The following is a 13,339-nucleotide window of genomic DNA, read 5'->3' as shown; positions in this document are numbered from 1 at the left end:
GGTCGAATGCGCCTGGCAAGGACGATTCCGGAATGCGGCCTTGGCAGGCGCGTTCTTCCTTGCCAGCCGAACAGCGGATGCCGCGGCGGCGCGTCGTGGCCTGGTCTCGCCAAGCGAGACGAAGAGCGCCTCTCACTTCTGGTTGTTGAGCGAGCGGAGCGAGACGAAACACGTTCCCTTTCGGCGAGGAGTGGAGCGTATGCCGGCATATCGGAAATGCGGCGTTGATCTGGTGCTTTTCCGGGTCGGAATGTCGGTGGCCCTCGGTTGAATGGGGATATGAACAGCACCACGGAAGTCCTGGATCGGGTCGTCGTCGACCTGGATTCGGTGCTGTCCGGGGACGTGTTGGCGGGTTTGGCGGATGCGGACCGGATGGACGTTCTCCGCGTTGCGGGGGAGGCGTTCCGCCGCATCGAGGCCGTGGTCGTGGAGTCGGTCGCGTCGGCGGATGTGGATTTCGCGCATTCGTTCGGATGCCGCGGGCAGAACGAACTCTTGCAGCGGGTGCTGCGCAGCGATGTCGCGGGCGCGACGCGGGTCGGGAAAGCCGCGGATGCGGTGCGCCGGCAGCTCAGCCCGTCGTCGGGGGAGCGGTTGGAGGCCCGGTATCCGGCTCTGCGGGAGGCGTTGCTGGACGGGGTGATCGGGGTTGCGGGGTTGCTGGCGGCGATCGGTCCGATCGACAAGGCCGCTCACAAGGTCGGCCGGGCGGCGATGCTCGCCGCGGATGCCCTGTTGGCGGATCATGCCCGTGGGTACGGGACGGATGACGGCGACGATGTTGACGCGGTTGCTGACCCGGACGCTGACCCGGATGCGGATGCGGAGGCGGAGGATGTGCCGGGTCCGCCGGTGACGCCGGAGGATCTCCGCCAGTTCGCGCAGTCGGTCGCGATGTCGCTCGACCCCGATGGTCCCGAGCCCTCCGACCGTGGTGCGCAGAACCATCGGTTCCTGACCATCGGTCGCCTTCGCGACGGATTGCACTCGATCCGAGGCAACGTGCTCCCGGATGTTGCGGCGCAGTTCCAGTCCGTGATCGACGCGCAGAACAATCCGAAGACCGCCGGACCCCCGCACCCCGGTGTGCACTTCGAAGACTCAGAAGGCCACGACTCAGCAGGCCACGGCTCAGCCTGTGAGGATTCGGGAGAGCCCGCGTTCCAGGATGGTTTCGAGGATGAGCCGATCGACCGGCGTACCGCCGGCCAGAAGCGTCATGACGCGTTCGCGGCGGCGCTGGGGATCGCGGCCCGTCACGCGGACATGCCTTCTCTCGGTGGTGCCGCACCGACCCTGGTCGTCCACGTCGACGCGAAAGACCTCGCCGCCGGGAGAGGGTGGGCCACGATGGCCGGGTCCCAAGCCCCGGTTCCGCTGCACGTCGCCGCGCACACCGCGTGCAATGGGGCGATTCAGCGGGTGTTGTTCGATGAGGGCAGGATTGTGGGGATCTCGGTCACGGATCGGGTGTTCACGGTGCATCAACGGCGGGCGATCATCGCCAGAGATCGAGAATGCCTGGTCCCCGGCTGTCATGTTCCCGCATCGTGGTGTGAGATCCACCATGTCACCGAACACGTCAGGGGTGGACCGACCCATACCGATAATGGGGTCCCGTTGTGTTGGTGGCACCACCGATCACTGGAGTGGTCGGGGTGGGAGATCCGTATGAACGACGGGATTCCCGAGATCCGGGGACCGGAATGGTGGGACCCCCACGGAACCTGGCGCACATCGAGACCACGCATCCCCGACCTCGCCCACGCGTGAGCGACCTCGGTCGGCATCGGGTGATGGGGTGTTTGATCTCCGGAGGCCTGCAGCCCGCAGCCTGCATCCTGCACGCAGCTCGCGCGACGACCGGGTGGCGTCCGCTGCTCGGGCGGCATCCAGACCTAATGTGGTGAACATGGCAGAGTCGTCGTCATCCCCCTCGGATGCCGTGGCATCCGCTCCTCTCGCGGATCGTGCCGTCGAGCTCGCGCGCCGCTGGGTGATCGAAGCTGCGGCGGCAGAGGTGGACCCCGCGGCGGAACGCCTGGCCGGCGTGCTGCAGGACACCAACGGCCTGCCGTTCACCCTCGGCTTCGTCGACGGCGTCATGCGCCCCGAGAGCCTGACCGCCGCCGCATCGCAGCTACACCGGATCGCGCCCATCGTGCCCGAATTCCTGCCCTGGTACCTCCGCTCCGCCGTGCGCCTCGGTGGCGGCATGGCCCAGATCCTCCCCTCGCCGGTCGTGCCGATCGCGCGACGGGTGCTCCGCGAGATGGTCGGACACCTCGTCGTCGACGCCCGCCCCGCCAAGCTCGGCCCCGCCCTCGAGAAGATCCGCGCCTCGGGCGCCCGGATCAATCTCAACCTCCTCGGCGAGGCCGTGCTGGGCGAAGCCGAGGCGAAGCGCCGGCTCGACAGCATCCACGAACTCATCCGCCGACCCGACGTCGACTACGTCTCTGTGAAGGTGTCGGCGATCATCAGCCACATCTCCATGTGGGCCTTCGACGAGATCGTGGACCAGGTCGTCGAACGACTGATGCCCCTTTACCTGACCGCGGCCGACCCATCGGCCGACCAGGGGACGCCCACGTTCATCAATCTCGACATGGAGGAGTACCGCGACCTCGACCTCACGATCGCGGTCTTCACGCGCATCCTGGAAGACCCGCGGCTGACCGGCCTCGAAGCCGGCATCGTGCTGCAGGCCTACCTGCCCGATGCGCTCCCCGCGCTGCAGGAACTCACCGCGTGGGCTCGCGACCGCGTCGCGCACGGTGGCGCCCCCATCAAGGTGCGCCTCGTCAAAGGCGCGAACCTGGCGATGGAGAACGTCGAGGCGCAAGTGCACGGGTGGACGCCCGCGACCTACGACACGAAGCTCGACACCGACGCGAACTACCTCCGCTGCCTCGACTGGGCGCTGCGCCCCGAGCACACCGACGCGGTGAAGCTCGGCGTCGCCGGGCACAACCTGTTCGGCATCGCCTACGCGTGGCTGCTCGCCGGAGAGCGGGGCGTGCGCGAGCGCATCGAGTTCGAGATGCTGCTCGGCATGGCCCAGGGGCAGGTGCAGGCCGTCTCGCGTGAGGTCGGCGGCGTCCTGCTCTACGTGCCAGTGGTGGCACCCGCCGAGTTCGACGTCGCGATCAGCTACCTGGTCCGCCGGCTCGAGGAGAACGCCTCCGCAGACAACTTCCTCTCCGCCGCGTTCCGCCTCGACGAAGACGAATCGCTCTTCATCCGGGAACAGGACCGCTTCCTCGATGCGCTCGACAGGTCGACCGACCCGACCCTGCGCACCGGACCACGGCGCACCCAGAACCGCCTCGCACCCGTGCACGAATCGTTGCGACCCGTACCCGTCGCCCCCGCGCCAGAGGCCGACCTCACGAAGGCCGTCCTCGGCATCTCGCGCGGCTCCGACGGCTCCGACACCGGCGCCTTCCTCGAGACCGCGGTGTACTCCGCGCGCGAGGTGGCCGAAGACGGCGGAGGTGCCCCCGGCTTCACCAACACGGCCGACACCGACCCCGCCCTCCCGGTGAACCGCGATTGGGCCCGCGACGTGCGGGCACGCCTCTCGACCTCGACGGTCGGCGACGCCACCCTCGCCGCCGCGCGCATCGACGAACCAGCCGCCCTCGAGGCGATCGTGCAGCAGGTGCACGACTCGGCCGCGGGATGGGGGAGCCGCCCCGCGACCGACCGCGCCGAGGTGCTGCTCCGCGCCGCCGCCGCCCTCGAATCACGCCGTGGGGAACTCATCGAGGTCGCCGCATCCGAAACCGGCAAGGTCTTCGCCGAAGCCGACGTCGAGGTCAGCGAGGCCGTGGACTTCGCGCGGTACTACGCGGCCAAGGCGCGAGAGCTCGACGCCATCTCCGGTGCGACCTTCGTCCCCGCCAAGGTCACCGTGGTGACGCCGCCCTGGAACTTCCCCCTCGCCATCCCGGCCGGCGGAGTGCTCGCCGCCCTCGCCGCCGGATCAGGCGTCATCTTCAAGCCCGCACCGCAGGCCCGCCGCTGCGCGGCTGTCGTCGCGGAAGCGCTGTGGCAGGCGGGCGTGCCGCGCGACGTCCTCGCCCTGGTCGACATCGAAGAGGGTGAGCTCGGGCGCACGCTCATCACACATGACGCCGTCGATCGGGTGATCCTCACCGGCGCATGGGACACGGCCGCGCTGTTCCGCTCGTGGCGCCCCGATCTGCCGCTGCTCGCCGAGACCAGCGGCAAGAACGCCATGATCATCACCGCATCTGCCGACCTCGACCTCGCCGTCGCCGACCTGGTCAAGAGCGCCTTCGGGCATGCGGGGCAGAAGTGCTCGGCCGCATCGCTCGCCATCCTGGTCGGGCCGGTGGGGCGCTCGCCGCGCTTCGCTCGCCAACTGGCGGATGCCGTGCGCTCGCTGCACATCGGCCACCCCGCCGACCCGCTGGCCGAGGTCGGACCGGTCATCGAGAAGCCGCACGGCAAGCTCGCGTGGGCGCTCAGCGACCTCGAGGCCGACGAGGAGTGGCTCATCGAGCCCGCCCTCGCCGCGGACGACGACGGCAGCGGACGACTCTGGCGCCCCGGCATCCGCGTCGGTGTGCAGCCCGGATCGCGTTTCCACACCGAGGAGTTCTTCGGGCCGGTGCTCGGCGTCATGCACGCACCCACTCTCGCGAAGGCCGTCGAGCTGCAGAACGCCGTCGCCTACGGCCTCACCGCCGGGTTGCACACCCAAGACCCCGACGACCTCGACTACTGGCTCGAGCACGTGCAGGCGGGCAACCTCTACGTGAACCGGGGGATCACCGGCGCGATCGTGCAGCGGCAGCCGTTCGGCGGATGGAAGCGCTCCTCGGTCGGACCGGGCGCGAAAGCCGGCGGCCCCAACTACCTCATCGGCCTCGGAACCTGGCGCTCGCGGCCGGGCGGTCCGGCGTCGAGCACCCTGCACCTCCGCGGCCTCGACTCCCGCATCACCGGGCTCATCGAATCAGCCCAGCCGTCGCTCGAGTACGAGGACTTCGAATGGCTGCGCCGATCCGCGCTGTCGGACGCGCTCGCCTGGGACCGGGAGTTCGGCCAGGTGCGCGACGTCTCGCACCTGGGCGTGGAGCGGAACCTCTTCCGCTACCGGCCGGTGCCGGTCGAGATCCGCGCGACGGATGACGCCGCGCTGCAGGACCTGCTGCGGGTCGTCATCGCCGGTGTGCGATCGGGCGCGAACTTCGTGCTGTCGACGCCGGTCGGTCTCCCCGCCGAGGTGCGCCGCGCACTCGGCGACCTGGATGCCGCCGTCTTCCTCGAGACCGACGACCAGTGGATGCAGCGGATGCTGCGCGACGACGATCCGGCCGACGGAACGCCGCCGCCCGTGTCGCGCGGCAGGCGGGTGCGGCTCGTCGGAGGTCGCGCCGCGGTCGCCGCCGCGCACACGGCCCTGGCGACAGCATCCGGTGGGGATCCGGACCTCGCCGTGTACGACGGAGAGGTGACCGCCGCCGCACGCATCGAGCTCCTGCCGTTCGTGCACGAGCAGTCCATCACCGTCACCGCGCACCGCTACGGGAACGTCGACCGCCGGTTCGCCGACGTCATCTGACCGGCCCCTCCGCGACGAGAGACCGGATGAGCGGGTCGCCGGCGCCGCGCCAGTAGCAGCAGATCTCACGTCGCACCGGCTCGCGCAGTGGGTGCGACGCGACATCCGGCGGCACGACGTTGCTCGGCACGAGTGCGTGACCGATCCCGTGCAGCGCGTACTCCACCGCCGCGCGGGCCTGCTCGGTGCGCAACGCGACCCGGGGTGCGAATCCGGCGCGCGCACACGCGGCATCCAACAGCTCGCCGAGGCCGTTGCCCGGCGCGAAGTGCACCCAGTCGTCTTCTCGAAGAGCGGCGATATTGACGGGCCCGGCGTGCGCGCCGCCACCGGCGAGCACCACGACGAACTCCTCCGTTGCGAGACGGCTCGAGCCGCCGCCCCAGCCATCCGGGATCGGACCGATCGCGACATCGAACGACCCGGCGAGGAGTGCTGCCACCAGATCCTCCTGATGCCGGAACTCGCGCAGAGCGGCCTGGACGTGCGGATGCCGAGACCGCCACTCTGCGAGCAGCGCCGGCAGAAGCCCCAGGCTGAGCGAGTAGAGCGTGCCGACGCGCAGCTCGCCTTCCGACCCGCTCGTCACCCGTCGAACTGCTCGGCTGAGGTCATCGTGAGCGGCGACCACGGCGCGAGCGCTGTCGAGCAGGCTCCGACCGGCGCTGGTCGGACGCGTCGAGCGGGGCAGGCGTTCGACCAGTGCGGTGCCGAGGGACTGCTCGAGCGCCGCGAGCTGCCGGGACAGAGTCGGCTGACTGACGAAGAGCCGCGCCGCTGCCCGGGTGATCGAGTTCTCCTCGCAGACGGCGATGAATGCGCGCAATTGCCGCTCGGAGATATCCATGCGTCGAGTGTATGGAAGATCCATTCTTCTTGCATCCGATGTGGGGTATCGCCCCAGACGCGTCGGCGTTGCATCCGTCAGACGCCGCATCGGGCGTCTTCGACAGACAGGAAAAGTCATGACTGCAATCACTCTCGAATCCGCCTACCGCGCTGCATCCGCCGCCCAGGCCGCCGCCGGTGAGCACGGCGTCGCCGTCGTCGTCACGATCGTCGACGCCGGCGTGCAGCCGGTGCTGATCGTCCGGCAGGATGCTGCCCCGATCGCCGCGATCGACGCCAGCCTGAGCAAGGCGCGGACGACGCTGTACTTCGGCGGCACCCCTACCGCGGATCTCTCCGGCGTCACGGCGCCCGGCGGTCCGCTCTTCGGCTTCGAGCACGCGGTCACCGCACCGCTCGCCTTCATCGGGGGAGCTGTCCCAGTGCGGGATGAGCAGGGCGCTGTCATCGGCGCCGTCGGCGTGGGTGGCGGTTCGGCCGAGCAGGACCACGCGATCGCCGCCGCGGCCGCGGCATCCTTCGGGACCCGGTCCGTCGAGGTCTCCGCATGAGCGCCCCGGACGACGTCGTCGTCTCGCTGGCGACACTCGTCGCTCGGGAGGGGCGTCGGGGCGACGTGCGTCGCGAGCTGCTGAAGCTGATCGAGCCCACCCGCGCCGAGCGGGGCAACCTCGACTACGTGCTGTTCGAGATCGCTGATGCTCCCGGAACGTTCATCATGCGCGAGGCGTTCGTCTCGGCGGCGGCTCTCCGCGAACACCAGGAGACCGCGCACTACACGGCGTTCGGCGCGCAGGCCGACGAGCTCCTCTCCGAACCGTTGAAGCTGACGTTCCTCACGCAGGTCTCCGGCTGATCCCTACTCTGGCCGGAGCTGAGGGCTGGCCGGGCTGAGCCGGAACCCCGTGTAAAAGATTCTTGACACGAGCGGATGCTGCGGCGTACCGTGGTGTCAAGAATCTTTTACATAGGAGGCGTCATGGTCTACGAGGAACGCAATGCATGGGCGGGGCTGATCCTGAGCCCGATCTCGCTGGCGGTGTACATCGTGCTGGTGCTCCAGCAGGCAGCAGGCGGACCCCTCACCGACGTGGACTGGTTCCCCCTGATGCTGTGGGTGATCGGCGGGAGCATCGTCGTGACGATCATCGTCACCATCGGCTGGGGGATCATCGCCGGAGCGAAGGACCCCGACGGCGTCGGCCGCTCCGACATCCGCGATCGCGACATCAACCGGATGGGCGGCCGCGTCGAGCAGGCGTTCCTCGTGATCGCCGGTCTCGGCGTCATCGCACTCTGCGCGGTCGGCGCCGACGTGTTCTGGATCGCCAACACGATGTACGCCGGCTTCGCCGTGTCGGCGATCATCGGCGGTGTCGCGCGGGTCATCGCCTACCGTCGGGGGCTCGTGTGATGGTCAGGCCGACCCTTGTCTCCAACCGCATCCGCGCCCACCGCGAGTCGGCCGGCATGACCCAGGCCGAGCTCGCCCGCACCGTCGGCGTCACCCGCCAGACGCTCATCGCGATCGAGCAGGAGAAGTACTCTCCCACGCTCGAACTCGCCTTCCAGATCGCCCGCGCCTTCGGCGTCGGCCTCGACGACCTCTTCCACTACCCGGAGAACTGACATGAACGACATGACCGACATGAACGACATGACTCACAGGACCGAGACGATGAACGCCTGGCGGCGCGAGACCTACGGACCCGCCGCCGGAACGACTCTGCAGCAGATCCCGGTACCCGTCCCCGGACGCGGCGAGGTCGTGCTGCGGGTCAGCGCGACCGGTCTGAACTCGGGCGACGTGCGACTGCTGCTCGGCGATCCGCTCCTCGTGCGACCGGTGTTCGGCCTGACGCGTCCGAAGCATCCGGTGCGGGGGATGGAGGTCGCCGGAACCGTGTCGGCCGTCGGGCCCGACGTCGTCGGCGTCGAACTCGGTCAGGCCGTCGCGGGGGAGCTGGTCGGCGGCGGGGGCCTCGCCTCCTACGTCCGCGTGCCGGCCGCCCGCCTCGTCACCGTCCCGCCGGATGTCGAGCACACCGTCGCGGCCTGCCTCCCGGTCGCCGGCGGCACGGCCTGGCAGGCCCTCGACATGGCCGGAGTCGGACTCCGCGACCGCGGGACCCCGCGGGTGCTGATCATCGGCGCATCCGGTGGTGTCGGCACTTTTGCCGTGCAGCTCGCCGCCCTGCGCGGGGCCGAGGTGTGGGCGACGTGCCGGGACCGCAACGCGCCGCTCGTCGAGCACCTCGGCGCCGTCCGCACCCTCGACCACCGGACGTCCCCTCTCACCGACCTGCCGGCCGGGCACTTCGACGCCGTGATCGATATCGTCGGCGGGATGCCGTTGCGCGACCTGCAGCGCCTCACCGCACCCGGGGGCACCGTCGTGCTCGTCACGGGCGACGGCGGTCACGTCCTCGGCCCGATCCCGCGGATGGTGAAGGCGGTGTTCGCCTCGATCGGCTCGACCCGCATCCGCTCGCTCGCGGCCACACCGCGACCCGAGGTGCTGACGAAGCTCCTCGAACTCGCCGCGGAGGGGCGCATCTCGCCCGTGATCGAGCGCGAATACCCCTTCGCCGAAGCATCCGCCGCCCTCGCCCATCTCGAAGCCGGCCACACCGTCGGGAAGGTCGTGGTCCGCGCGGCGTGAGCAGGCGCGCGAGCGCCGCGCGAGCGCCGCGCGAGCCCTGCCGCAACGACCCTGCCCCCTGGCTTCGCACAGGGGGCGGGTGACAGAATGGATGCTGGCGTGCTCGAGTCGCATCTTCCCCGCAGTCGCTCTCATCGAGCGGAGCGGGTCGAAGGACCGCCGGGCCCCTGGACAGAGTCCGCCGCGTCCCGTTCCGAGGAGCATCTTGTCTTTCGAAAACACGCTGTCGACGCCTGAGACCACCGTCACCGCCACGCCGACGCGCACCGCGCATCACCGTCACTACCTGATGTGCAGCCCGGCGCACTTCACCGTCAGCTACAAGATCAACCCCTGGATGGAGCCGGCCAACCCGACCGACACCGCCAAGGCCGTCGCGCAGTGGCAGAAGCTGCACGACCTGTACCTCGAGCTGGGCCACGAGGTCGAGCTCATCGAGCCGCTGGCCGGCTTCCCCGACATGGTCTACACCGCCAACGGCGGCTTCGTGATCGACGGTCGCGCCTACGTGCCGAAGTTCCGCTTCGTCGAGCGCCAGGGCGAGTCCCCGGCCTTCGCCGACTGGTTCCGCGCCGCCGGCTACGACACCGTCATCCCCGAAGAGGTCAACGAGGGCGAGGGCGACTTCCTGCTCGTCGGCGACGTCGTGCTGGCCGGCACCGGATTCCGCTCCACCGGCGACAGCCACCGCGAGGTCGGCGAGGTCTTCGGCCGCGAGGTCCTCTCCCTCAACCTCGTCGACCCGCGCTTCTACCACCTCGACACGGCGATCGCCGTGCTCGATCCGGTGCAGGGAGTCGAGAACGGCGGCCCCGAGCGCGCGAACATCGCGTACCTTCCCGGTGCGTTCGACGACGCCAGCCGCGCGATCCTCGAAGAGCGCTTCCCCGACGCGATCCTGGTGTCGGACGAAGACGGCTCGGTGTTCGGCCTCAACTCGTCGAGCGACGGCTGCAACGTGGTCATCTCGCCGCGGGCGAAGGGCTTCGAGCAGCAGCTGCGCGAGCGCGGCTACAACCCGATCATGGTCGACCTTTCCGAGCTGCTCCTCGGCGGCGGCGGAATCAAGTGCTGCACCCTCGAACTGCGCGGTGCGAAGTGACCGGCGTCGTGGACGTCGCGACCGAAGGACACGTCGCGCACAACTACCACCCGCTCCCGGTGAACATCGCCCGCGGTGAGGGCGCCTGGGTGACGGATGTCGAGGGCAAACGCTATCTCGACCTGCTCGCGGCGTACTCGGCCGTGAACTTCGGCCACCGGCATCCGGCTCTCGTGGCGGCGCTCACCGAGCAGCTGGGTCGGGTCACGCTGGTGAGCCGCGCGTTCGAGAGCGACCGGCTCGAGCCGTTCGCCGCCGCGCTCGCGAAGCTGGCCGGCAAGGACCTGGTCCTGCCGATGAACACCGGCGCCGAGGCCGTCGAGACCGGCATCAAGGTCGCCCGCGCCTGGGGATACCGGGTGAAGGGCATCGCCGACGGCCGCGCGCGCATCATCGTCGCAGCCGGCAACTTCCACGGCCGTACGACAACGATCGTCAGCTTCAGCGACGACGAGTCGGCGCGTGCCGGGTTCGGCCCCTACACGCCCGGCTTCGACGTGGTGCCGTACGGAGATGCGGATGCCATCGCGGCAGCCATCACCGATGACACGGCCGCGGTGCTCGTGGAGCCGATCCAGGGCGAGGCCGGAGTCGTGATCCCGCCGGAGGGCTACCTCCGCCGCATCCGCGAGATCTGCGACGAGAAGAACGTGCTGTTCATCGCCGACGAGATCCAGTCCGGGCTCGGCCGCGTGGGCGAGACGTTCGCGTGCGACCGTGAGGGCGTGGTGCCGGATCTGTATCTGCTGGGCAAGGCGCTCGGCGGCGGCATCCTCCCCGTCTCTGCCGTGGTCGGCAACGCCGATGTGCTCGGGGTCATCCGCCCGGGCGAGCACGGCTCGACCTTCGGCGGCAATCCGCTGGCTGCGGCCGTCGGTCTGCGCGTGGTCGAGATGCTCGAATCGGGGGAGTTCCAGGAGCGCGCGCGTGCTCTCGGTGCGCACCTCGACCAGGCGCTGCAGCCGCTCATCGGACACGGCGTCACGGCCGTCCGCATCGCGGGGCTGTGGGCCGGTGTCGACATCGACCCCGCAAAGGGCACCGGTCGCGAGATCGCCGAGAAGCTGCTCGCGCGCGGCGTGCTCGTGAAGGACACGCACGGTCAGACCATCCGCATCGCGCCGCCGCTCGTGATCCGCGCGACGGAACTCGACTGGGCGGTGGAGCAGCTCAAGCTCGTGCTCTGACCTCTTGTCGAGCCGCCCCTTTCGGCGCGAGCCGCCCCTTTGCGAACGTCCTCAAAGGGGCGGCTCGTACGATAAGGGGCGGCTCAACAGCGCGGGGCGCGGGGGGTGGAGAACTCACGCGGGCGGGGAGTCCGGGTCGAGGGTCTTCAGGGTCTCCTCCTCGGCCGGGTTGTCGGCCTCGAGCTGGTCGGCGGTCGTCTCGTGGCCACCAAGCGGTGCGTCGCCGTGCGAGGTGTTTCCGTGCGCACCCTCGTGATCGGGACCGGCGCTGCCCTGGATGGCGCCGCCCGTCGACTCTCCGCGCGACGCGTCGCCCTGGATGGCGCCGCCGTCGCCGCCGTCGTGGATGCCGTCATCCGCTCCGGCACTGCCCTGGATGGCGCCGCCCGTCGACTCGTCGCGATCGGCGTCGCCCTGGATGGGGCCTTCGTCGCCGCCGTCGTGGCCCTCGTCTTCGTTGGGCACGCCGACGCCGGGAGCGCCTTCGGCAGGATCCTGGGGGTGCGGGGTGCTTTCCATGTTCTCGTCCATGAGCGCGACACTACGAGCGGCCGCGCCGGGCACAAAGGGTGTTGACAACGGCCCGTCGTGCGGGACGCGAAGTCTCAGTCGTCGTGCTTCTTCGCCGTGCGGATGGGCGTGGTGACGGCCGCCTCGTCGCTGAACTCGAGCGGGTCGGGCCGCTCGACGACGCGGAGCGGGCGCGTCTCGTCGAGCGTGAGCAGGAATCGGCGCTTCTCGTCGCGATGCAGGCGCCCTGACGTGAAGACCCAGATCGCGCCGATCGCGCAGGCGACGAGTCCGGCCGTGCCGCCGAGCATGATCGCGGCGCGCGGACCGAACGTGTCGGCCACCCATCCGGCGATCGGGGCACCGACCGGGGTCGAGCCCATGATCACGGCCATGTAGAGGGCGAGCACGCGTCCGCGCAGCGACGGGTCTGTGGTCATCTGCACATAGCCGTTGGCCGTGGTCAGCAGCGTCACGATCATGAAGCCGGTGAACATCAGGGTGACCGCGTACGAGGCGTAGTTCGGCATCGCGGACGAGACGAACGCGGCGATGCCGAATCCGCCGGCTGCCAGGATGACGACGCGCACCCGCGCCCGGTCCCGCCGTGCCGCGAGCAGGGCACCGGCGAGCGAGCCGATCGCGAGGATCGAGCTGAGCACTCCGTACCCGTCGGCGCCGGACCCGAACTCGATCGCCATGGTCGACGCGAAGATCGGGAAGTTCATGCCGAAGGCCCCGATCAGGAACACCGTCACGAACACCACTCGCAGGTCGCTGCGCCCCCAGACGTACCGGAACCCCGCAGTGAGGCCACCGCGGTTGCGCGTCTTCGGGCGGCCGGCGAGCAGGTTCACCCGCAGCATCAGCAGGGCGAGGATCATCGCGAGGAACGTCGCCGCGTTCACGATGAACACCCAGCCGGACCCGATCGCGACGATCAGCAGTCCGCCGACGGCAGGACCGATCATGCGGGCCAGGTTGAAGGATGCCGAGTTGAGGGCGACCGCGTTCGAGGTGTCGCCCGTCGAGACCATGTCGGAGACGAACGCCTGGCGGGCCGGCGCGTCGAAGGCGTTGACGACGCCGAAGCCGAGCGCGAAGCAGAACATCATCGGGAGGGTCATGACCCCGCTGAGCAGCAGGATGCCGACGGCGATGGCCAGCCCGAGCAGTGCCGACTGTGTCACGAGCAGGATGTGGCGCCGGTCGAAGCGATCGGCGACCCAGCCCGTCTGACTCACCAGCAGCAGGGGAGGGCCGAACTGGAGGGCCATCGTGATGCCCATCGCGGTGGCGTCGTTGTCGGTCAGCTCCGTCAGCACGACCCAGTCCTGCGCGGTGGCCTGCATCCAGCCGCCGATGTTCGAGACCAGGGCACCGGCGAACCAGATGCGGTAGTTGATGTTCGCGAACGAGCGGAACATGGC

12 protein-coding genes are annotated in these 13,339 nt (G+C 69.8%); 9 read left to right on the top strand and 3 right to left on the bottom strand.

What is annotated here, in order from left to right:
• Positions 1 to 279: 279 nt before the first annotated feature.
• Entirely contained in the window at positions 280 to 1,776 is a 1,497-nt protein-coding gene (locus V5D55_RS03275; RefSeq protein WP_435747619.1) for a DUF222 domain-containing protein, read from the top strand.
• Between the two features lie 139 nt (positions 1,777 to 1,915).
• The gene (locus tag V5D55_RS03270) at positions 1,916 to 5,599 is read left to right on the top strand and encodes a proline dehydrogenase family protein (RefSeq protein WP_435747617.1); all 3,684 of its coding nucleotides are present in this window, start codon (positions 1,916 to 1,918) and stop codon (positions 5,597 to 5,599) included.
• Here the strand turns inward: V5D55_RS03270 and V5D55_RS03265 are convergent.
• Complete coding sequence (locus V5D55_RS03265; protein WP_435747615.1) at positions 5,592 to 6,446, bottom strand: LysR family transcriptional regulator; 855 nt, start codon at positions 6,444 to 6,446, stop codon at positions 5,592 to 5,594. The genes V5D55_RS03270 and V5D55_RS03265 overlap by 8 nt on opposite strands.
• Before the next feature lie 118 nt (positions 6,447 to 6,564).
• On the opposite strand from V5D55_RS03265, the gene V5D55_RS03260 reads away from it, so the two are divergent.
• The 7 genes from V5D55_RS03260 to rocD all read left to right on the top strand — a co-directional run bounded on the left by V5D55_RS03260 (position 6,565) and on the right by rocD (position 11,399).
• Positions 6,565 to 6,999 carry a heme-binding protein gene (locus V5D55_RS03260; RefSeq protein WP_435747614.1) on the top strand — a complete coding sequence of 145 codons (435 nt, stop codon included), beginning with the start codon at positions 6,565 to 6,567 and terminating at the stop codon, positions 6,997 to 6,999.
• On the top strand, positions 6,996 to 7,304 hold the full coding sequence (locus tag V5D55_RS03255; RefSeq protein WP_435747612.1) for a putative quinol monooxygenase: 309 nt from the start codon (positions 6,996 to 6,998) through the stop codon (positions 7,302 to 7,304). Before V5D55_RS03260 ends, V5D55_RS03255 begins: the two co-directional genes overlap by 4 nt.
• A 123-nt stretch (positions 7,305 to 7,427) precedes the next feature.
• Positions 7,428 to 7,862 (top strand): hypothetical protein, encoded by a 435-nt coding sequence (locus tag V5D55_RS03250; protein ID WP_435747610.1) that lies wholly within the window; start codon positions 7,428 to 7,430, stop codon positions 7,860 to 7,862.
• Complete coding sequence (locus V5D55_RS03245) at positions 7,862 to 8,077, top strand: helix-turn-helix transcriptional regulator (protein ID WP_435747608.1); 216 nt, start codon at positions 7,862 to 7,864, stop codon at positions 8,075 to 8,077. Before V5D55_RS03250 ends, V5D55_RS03245 begins: the two co-directional genes overlap by 1 nt.
• Position 8,078: 1 nt before the next feature.
• Entirely contained in the window at positions 8,079 to 9,110 is a 1,032-nt protein-coding gene (locus tag V5D55_RS03240) for an NAD(P)-dependent alcohol dehydrogenase (RefSeq protein ID WP_435747606.1), read from the top strand.
• 223 nt (positions 9,111 to 9,333) lie between these two features.
• Positions 9,334 to 10,212 (top strand): dimethylargininase, encoded by an 879-nt coding sequence (gene ddaH, locus V5D55_RS03235; protein WP_435749253.1) that lies wholly within the window; start codon positions 9,334 to 9,336, stop codon positions 10,210 to 10,212.
• Positions 10,209 to 11,399, top strand: coding sequence for an ornithine--oxo-acid transaminase (rocD, locus tag V5D55_RS03230; RefSeq protein ID WP_435747604.1), 1,191 nt, complete (start codon positions 10,209 to 10,211; stop codon positions 11,397 to 11,399). Before ddaH ends, rocD begins: the two co-directional genes overlap by 4 nt.
• Before the next feature lie 114 nt (positions 11,400 to 11,513).
• On the opposite strand, the gene V5D55_RS03225 is transcribed toward rocD, so the two are convergent.
• Together V5D55_RS03225 and V5D55_RS03220 are read right to left on the bottom strand one after the other, a co-directional pair.
• A complete protein-coding gene (locus V5D55_RS03225; RefSeq protein ID WP_435747602.1) occupies positions 11,514 to 11,930 on the bottom strand; it encodes a hypothetical protein in 417 nt (138 codons plus the stop codon).
• A 74-nt stretch (positions 11,931 to 12,004) separates the two neighbouring features.
• Positions 12,005 to 13,336 carry an MFS transporter gene (locus V5D55_RS03220; RefSeq protein ID WP_435749252.1) on the bottom strand — a complete coding sequence of 444 codons (1,332 nt, stop codon included), beginning with the start codon at positions 13,334 to 13,336 and terminating at the stop codon, positions 12,005 to 12,007.
• Positions 13,337 to 13,339: the final 3 nt, after the last annotated feature.

Source organism: Microbacterium sp. PMB16 (assembly GCF_051294855.1).
GTDB lineage: Bacteria > Actinomycetota > Actinomycetes > Actinomycetales > Microbacteriaceae > Microbacterium.
This window is presented reverse-complemented; position numbering and strand designations above follow the sequence as displayed.

Excerpts from the sequence above, each read along its gene's own strand:
- V5D55_RS03275 (WP_435747619.1), top strand. The coding sequence starts at position 280 with ATGAACAGCACCACGGAAGTCCTGGATCGGGTCGTCGTCGACCTGGAT.
- V5D55_RS03270 (WP_435747617.1), top strand. The coding sequence starts at position 1,916 with ATGGCAGAGTCGTCGTCATCCCCCTCGGATGCCGTGGCATCCGCTCCT.
- V5D55_RS03265 (WP_435747615.1), bottom strand. The coding sequence starts at position 6,446 with ATGGATATCTCCGAGCGGCAATTGCGCGCATTCATCGCCGTCTGCGAG.
- V5D55_RS03260 (WP_435747614.1), top strand. The coding sequence starts at position 6,565 with ATGACTGCAATCACTCTCGAATCCGCCTACCGCGCTGCATCCGCCGCC.
- V5D55_RS03255 (WP_435747612.1), top strand. The coding sequence starts at position 6,996 with ATGAGCGCCCCGGACGACGTCGTCGTCTCGCTGGCGACACTCGTCGCT.
- V5D55_RS03250 (WP_435747610.1), top strand. The coding sequence starts at position 7,428 with ATGGTCTACGAGGAACGCAATGCATGGGCGGGGCTGATCCTGAGCCCG.
- V5D55_RS03245 (WP_435747608.1), top strand. The coding sequence starts at position 7,862 with ATGGTCAGGCCGACCCTTGTCTCCAACCGCATCCGCGCCCACCGCGAG.
- V5D55_RS03240 (WP_435747606.1), top strand. The coding sequence starts at position 8,079 with ATGAACGACATGACCGACATGAACGACATGACTCACAGGACCGAGACG.
- V5D55_RS03225 (WP_435747602.1), bottom strand. The coding sequence starts at position 11,930 with ATGGACGAGAACATGGAAAGCACCCCGCACCCCCAGGATCCTGCCGAA.
- V5D55_RS03220 (WP_435749252.1), bottom strand. The coding sequence starts at position 13,336 with ATGTTCCGCTCGTTCGCGAACATCAACTACCGCATCTGGTTCGCCGGT.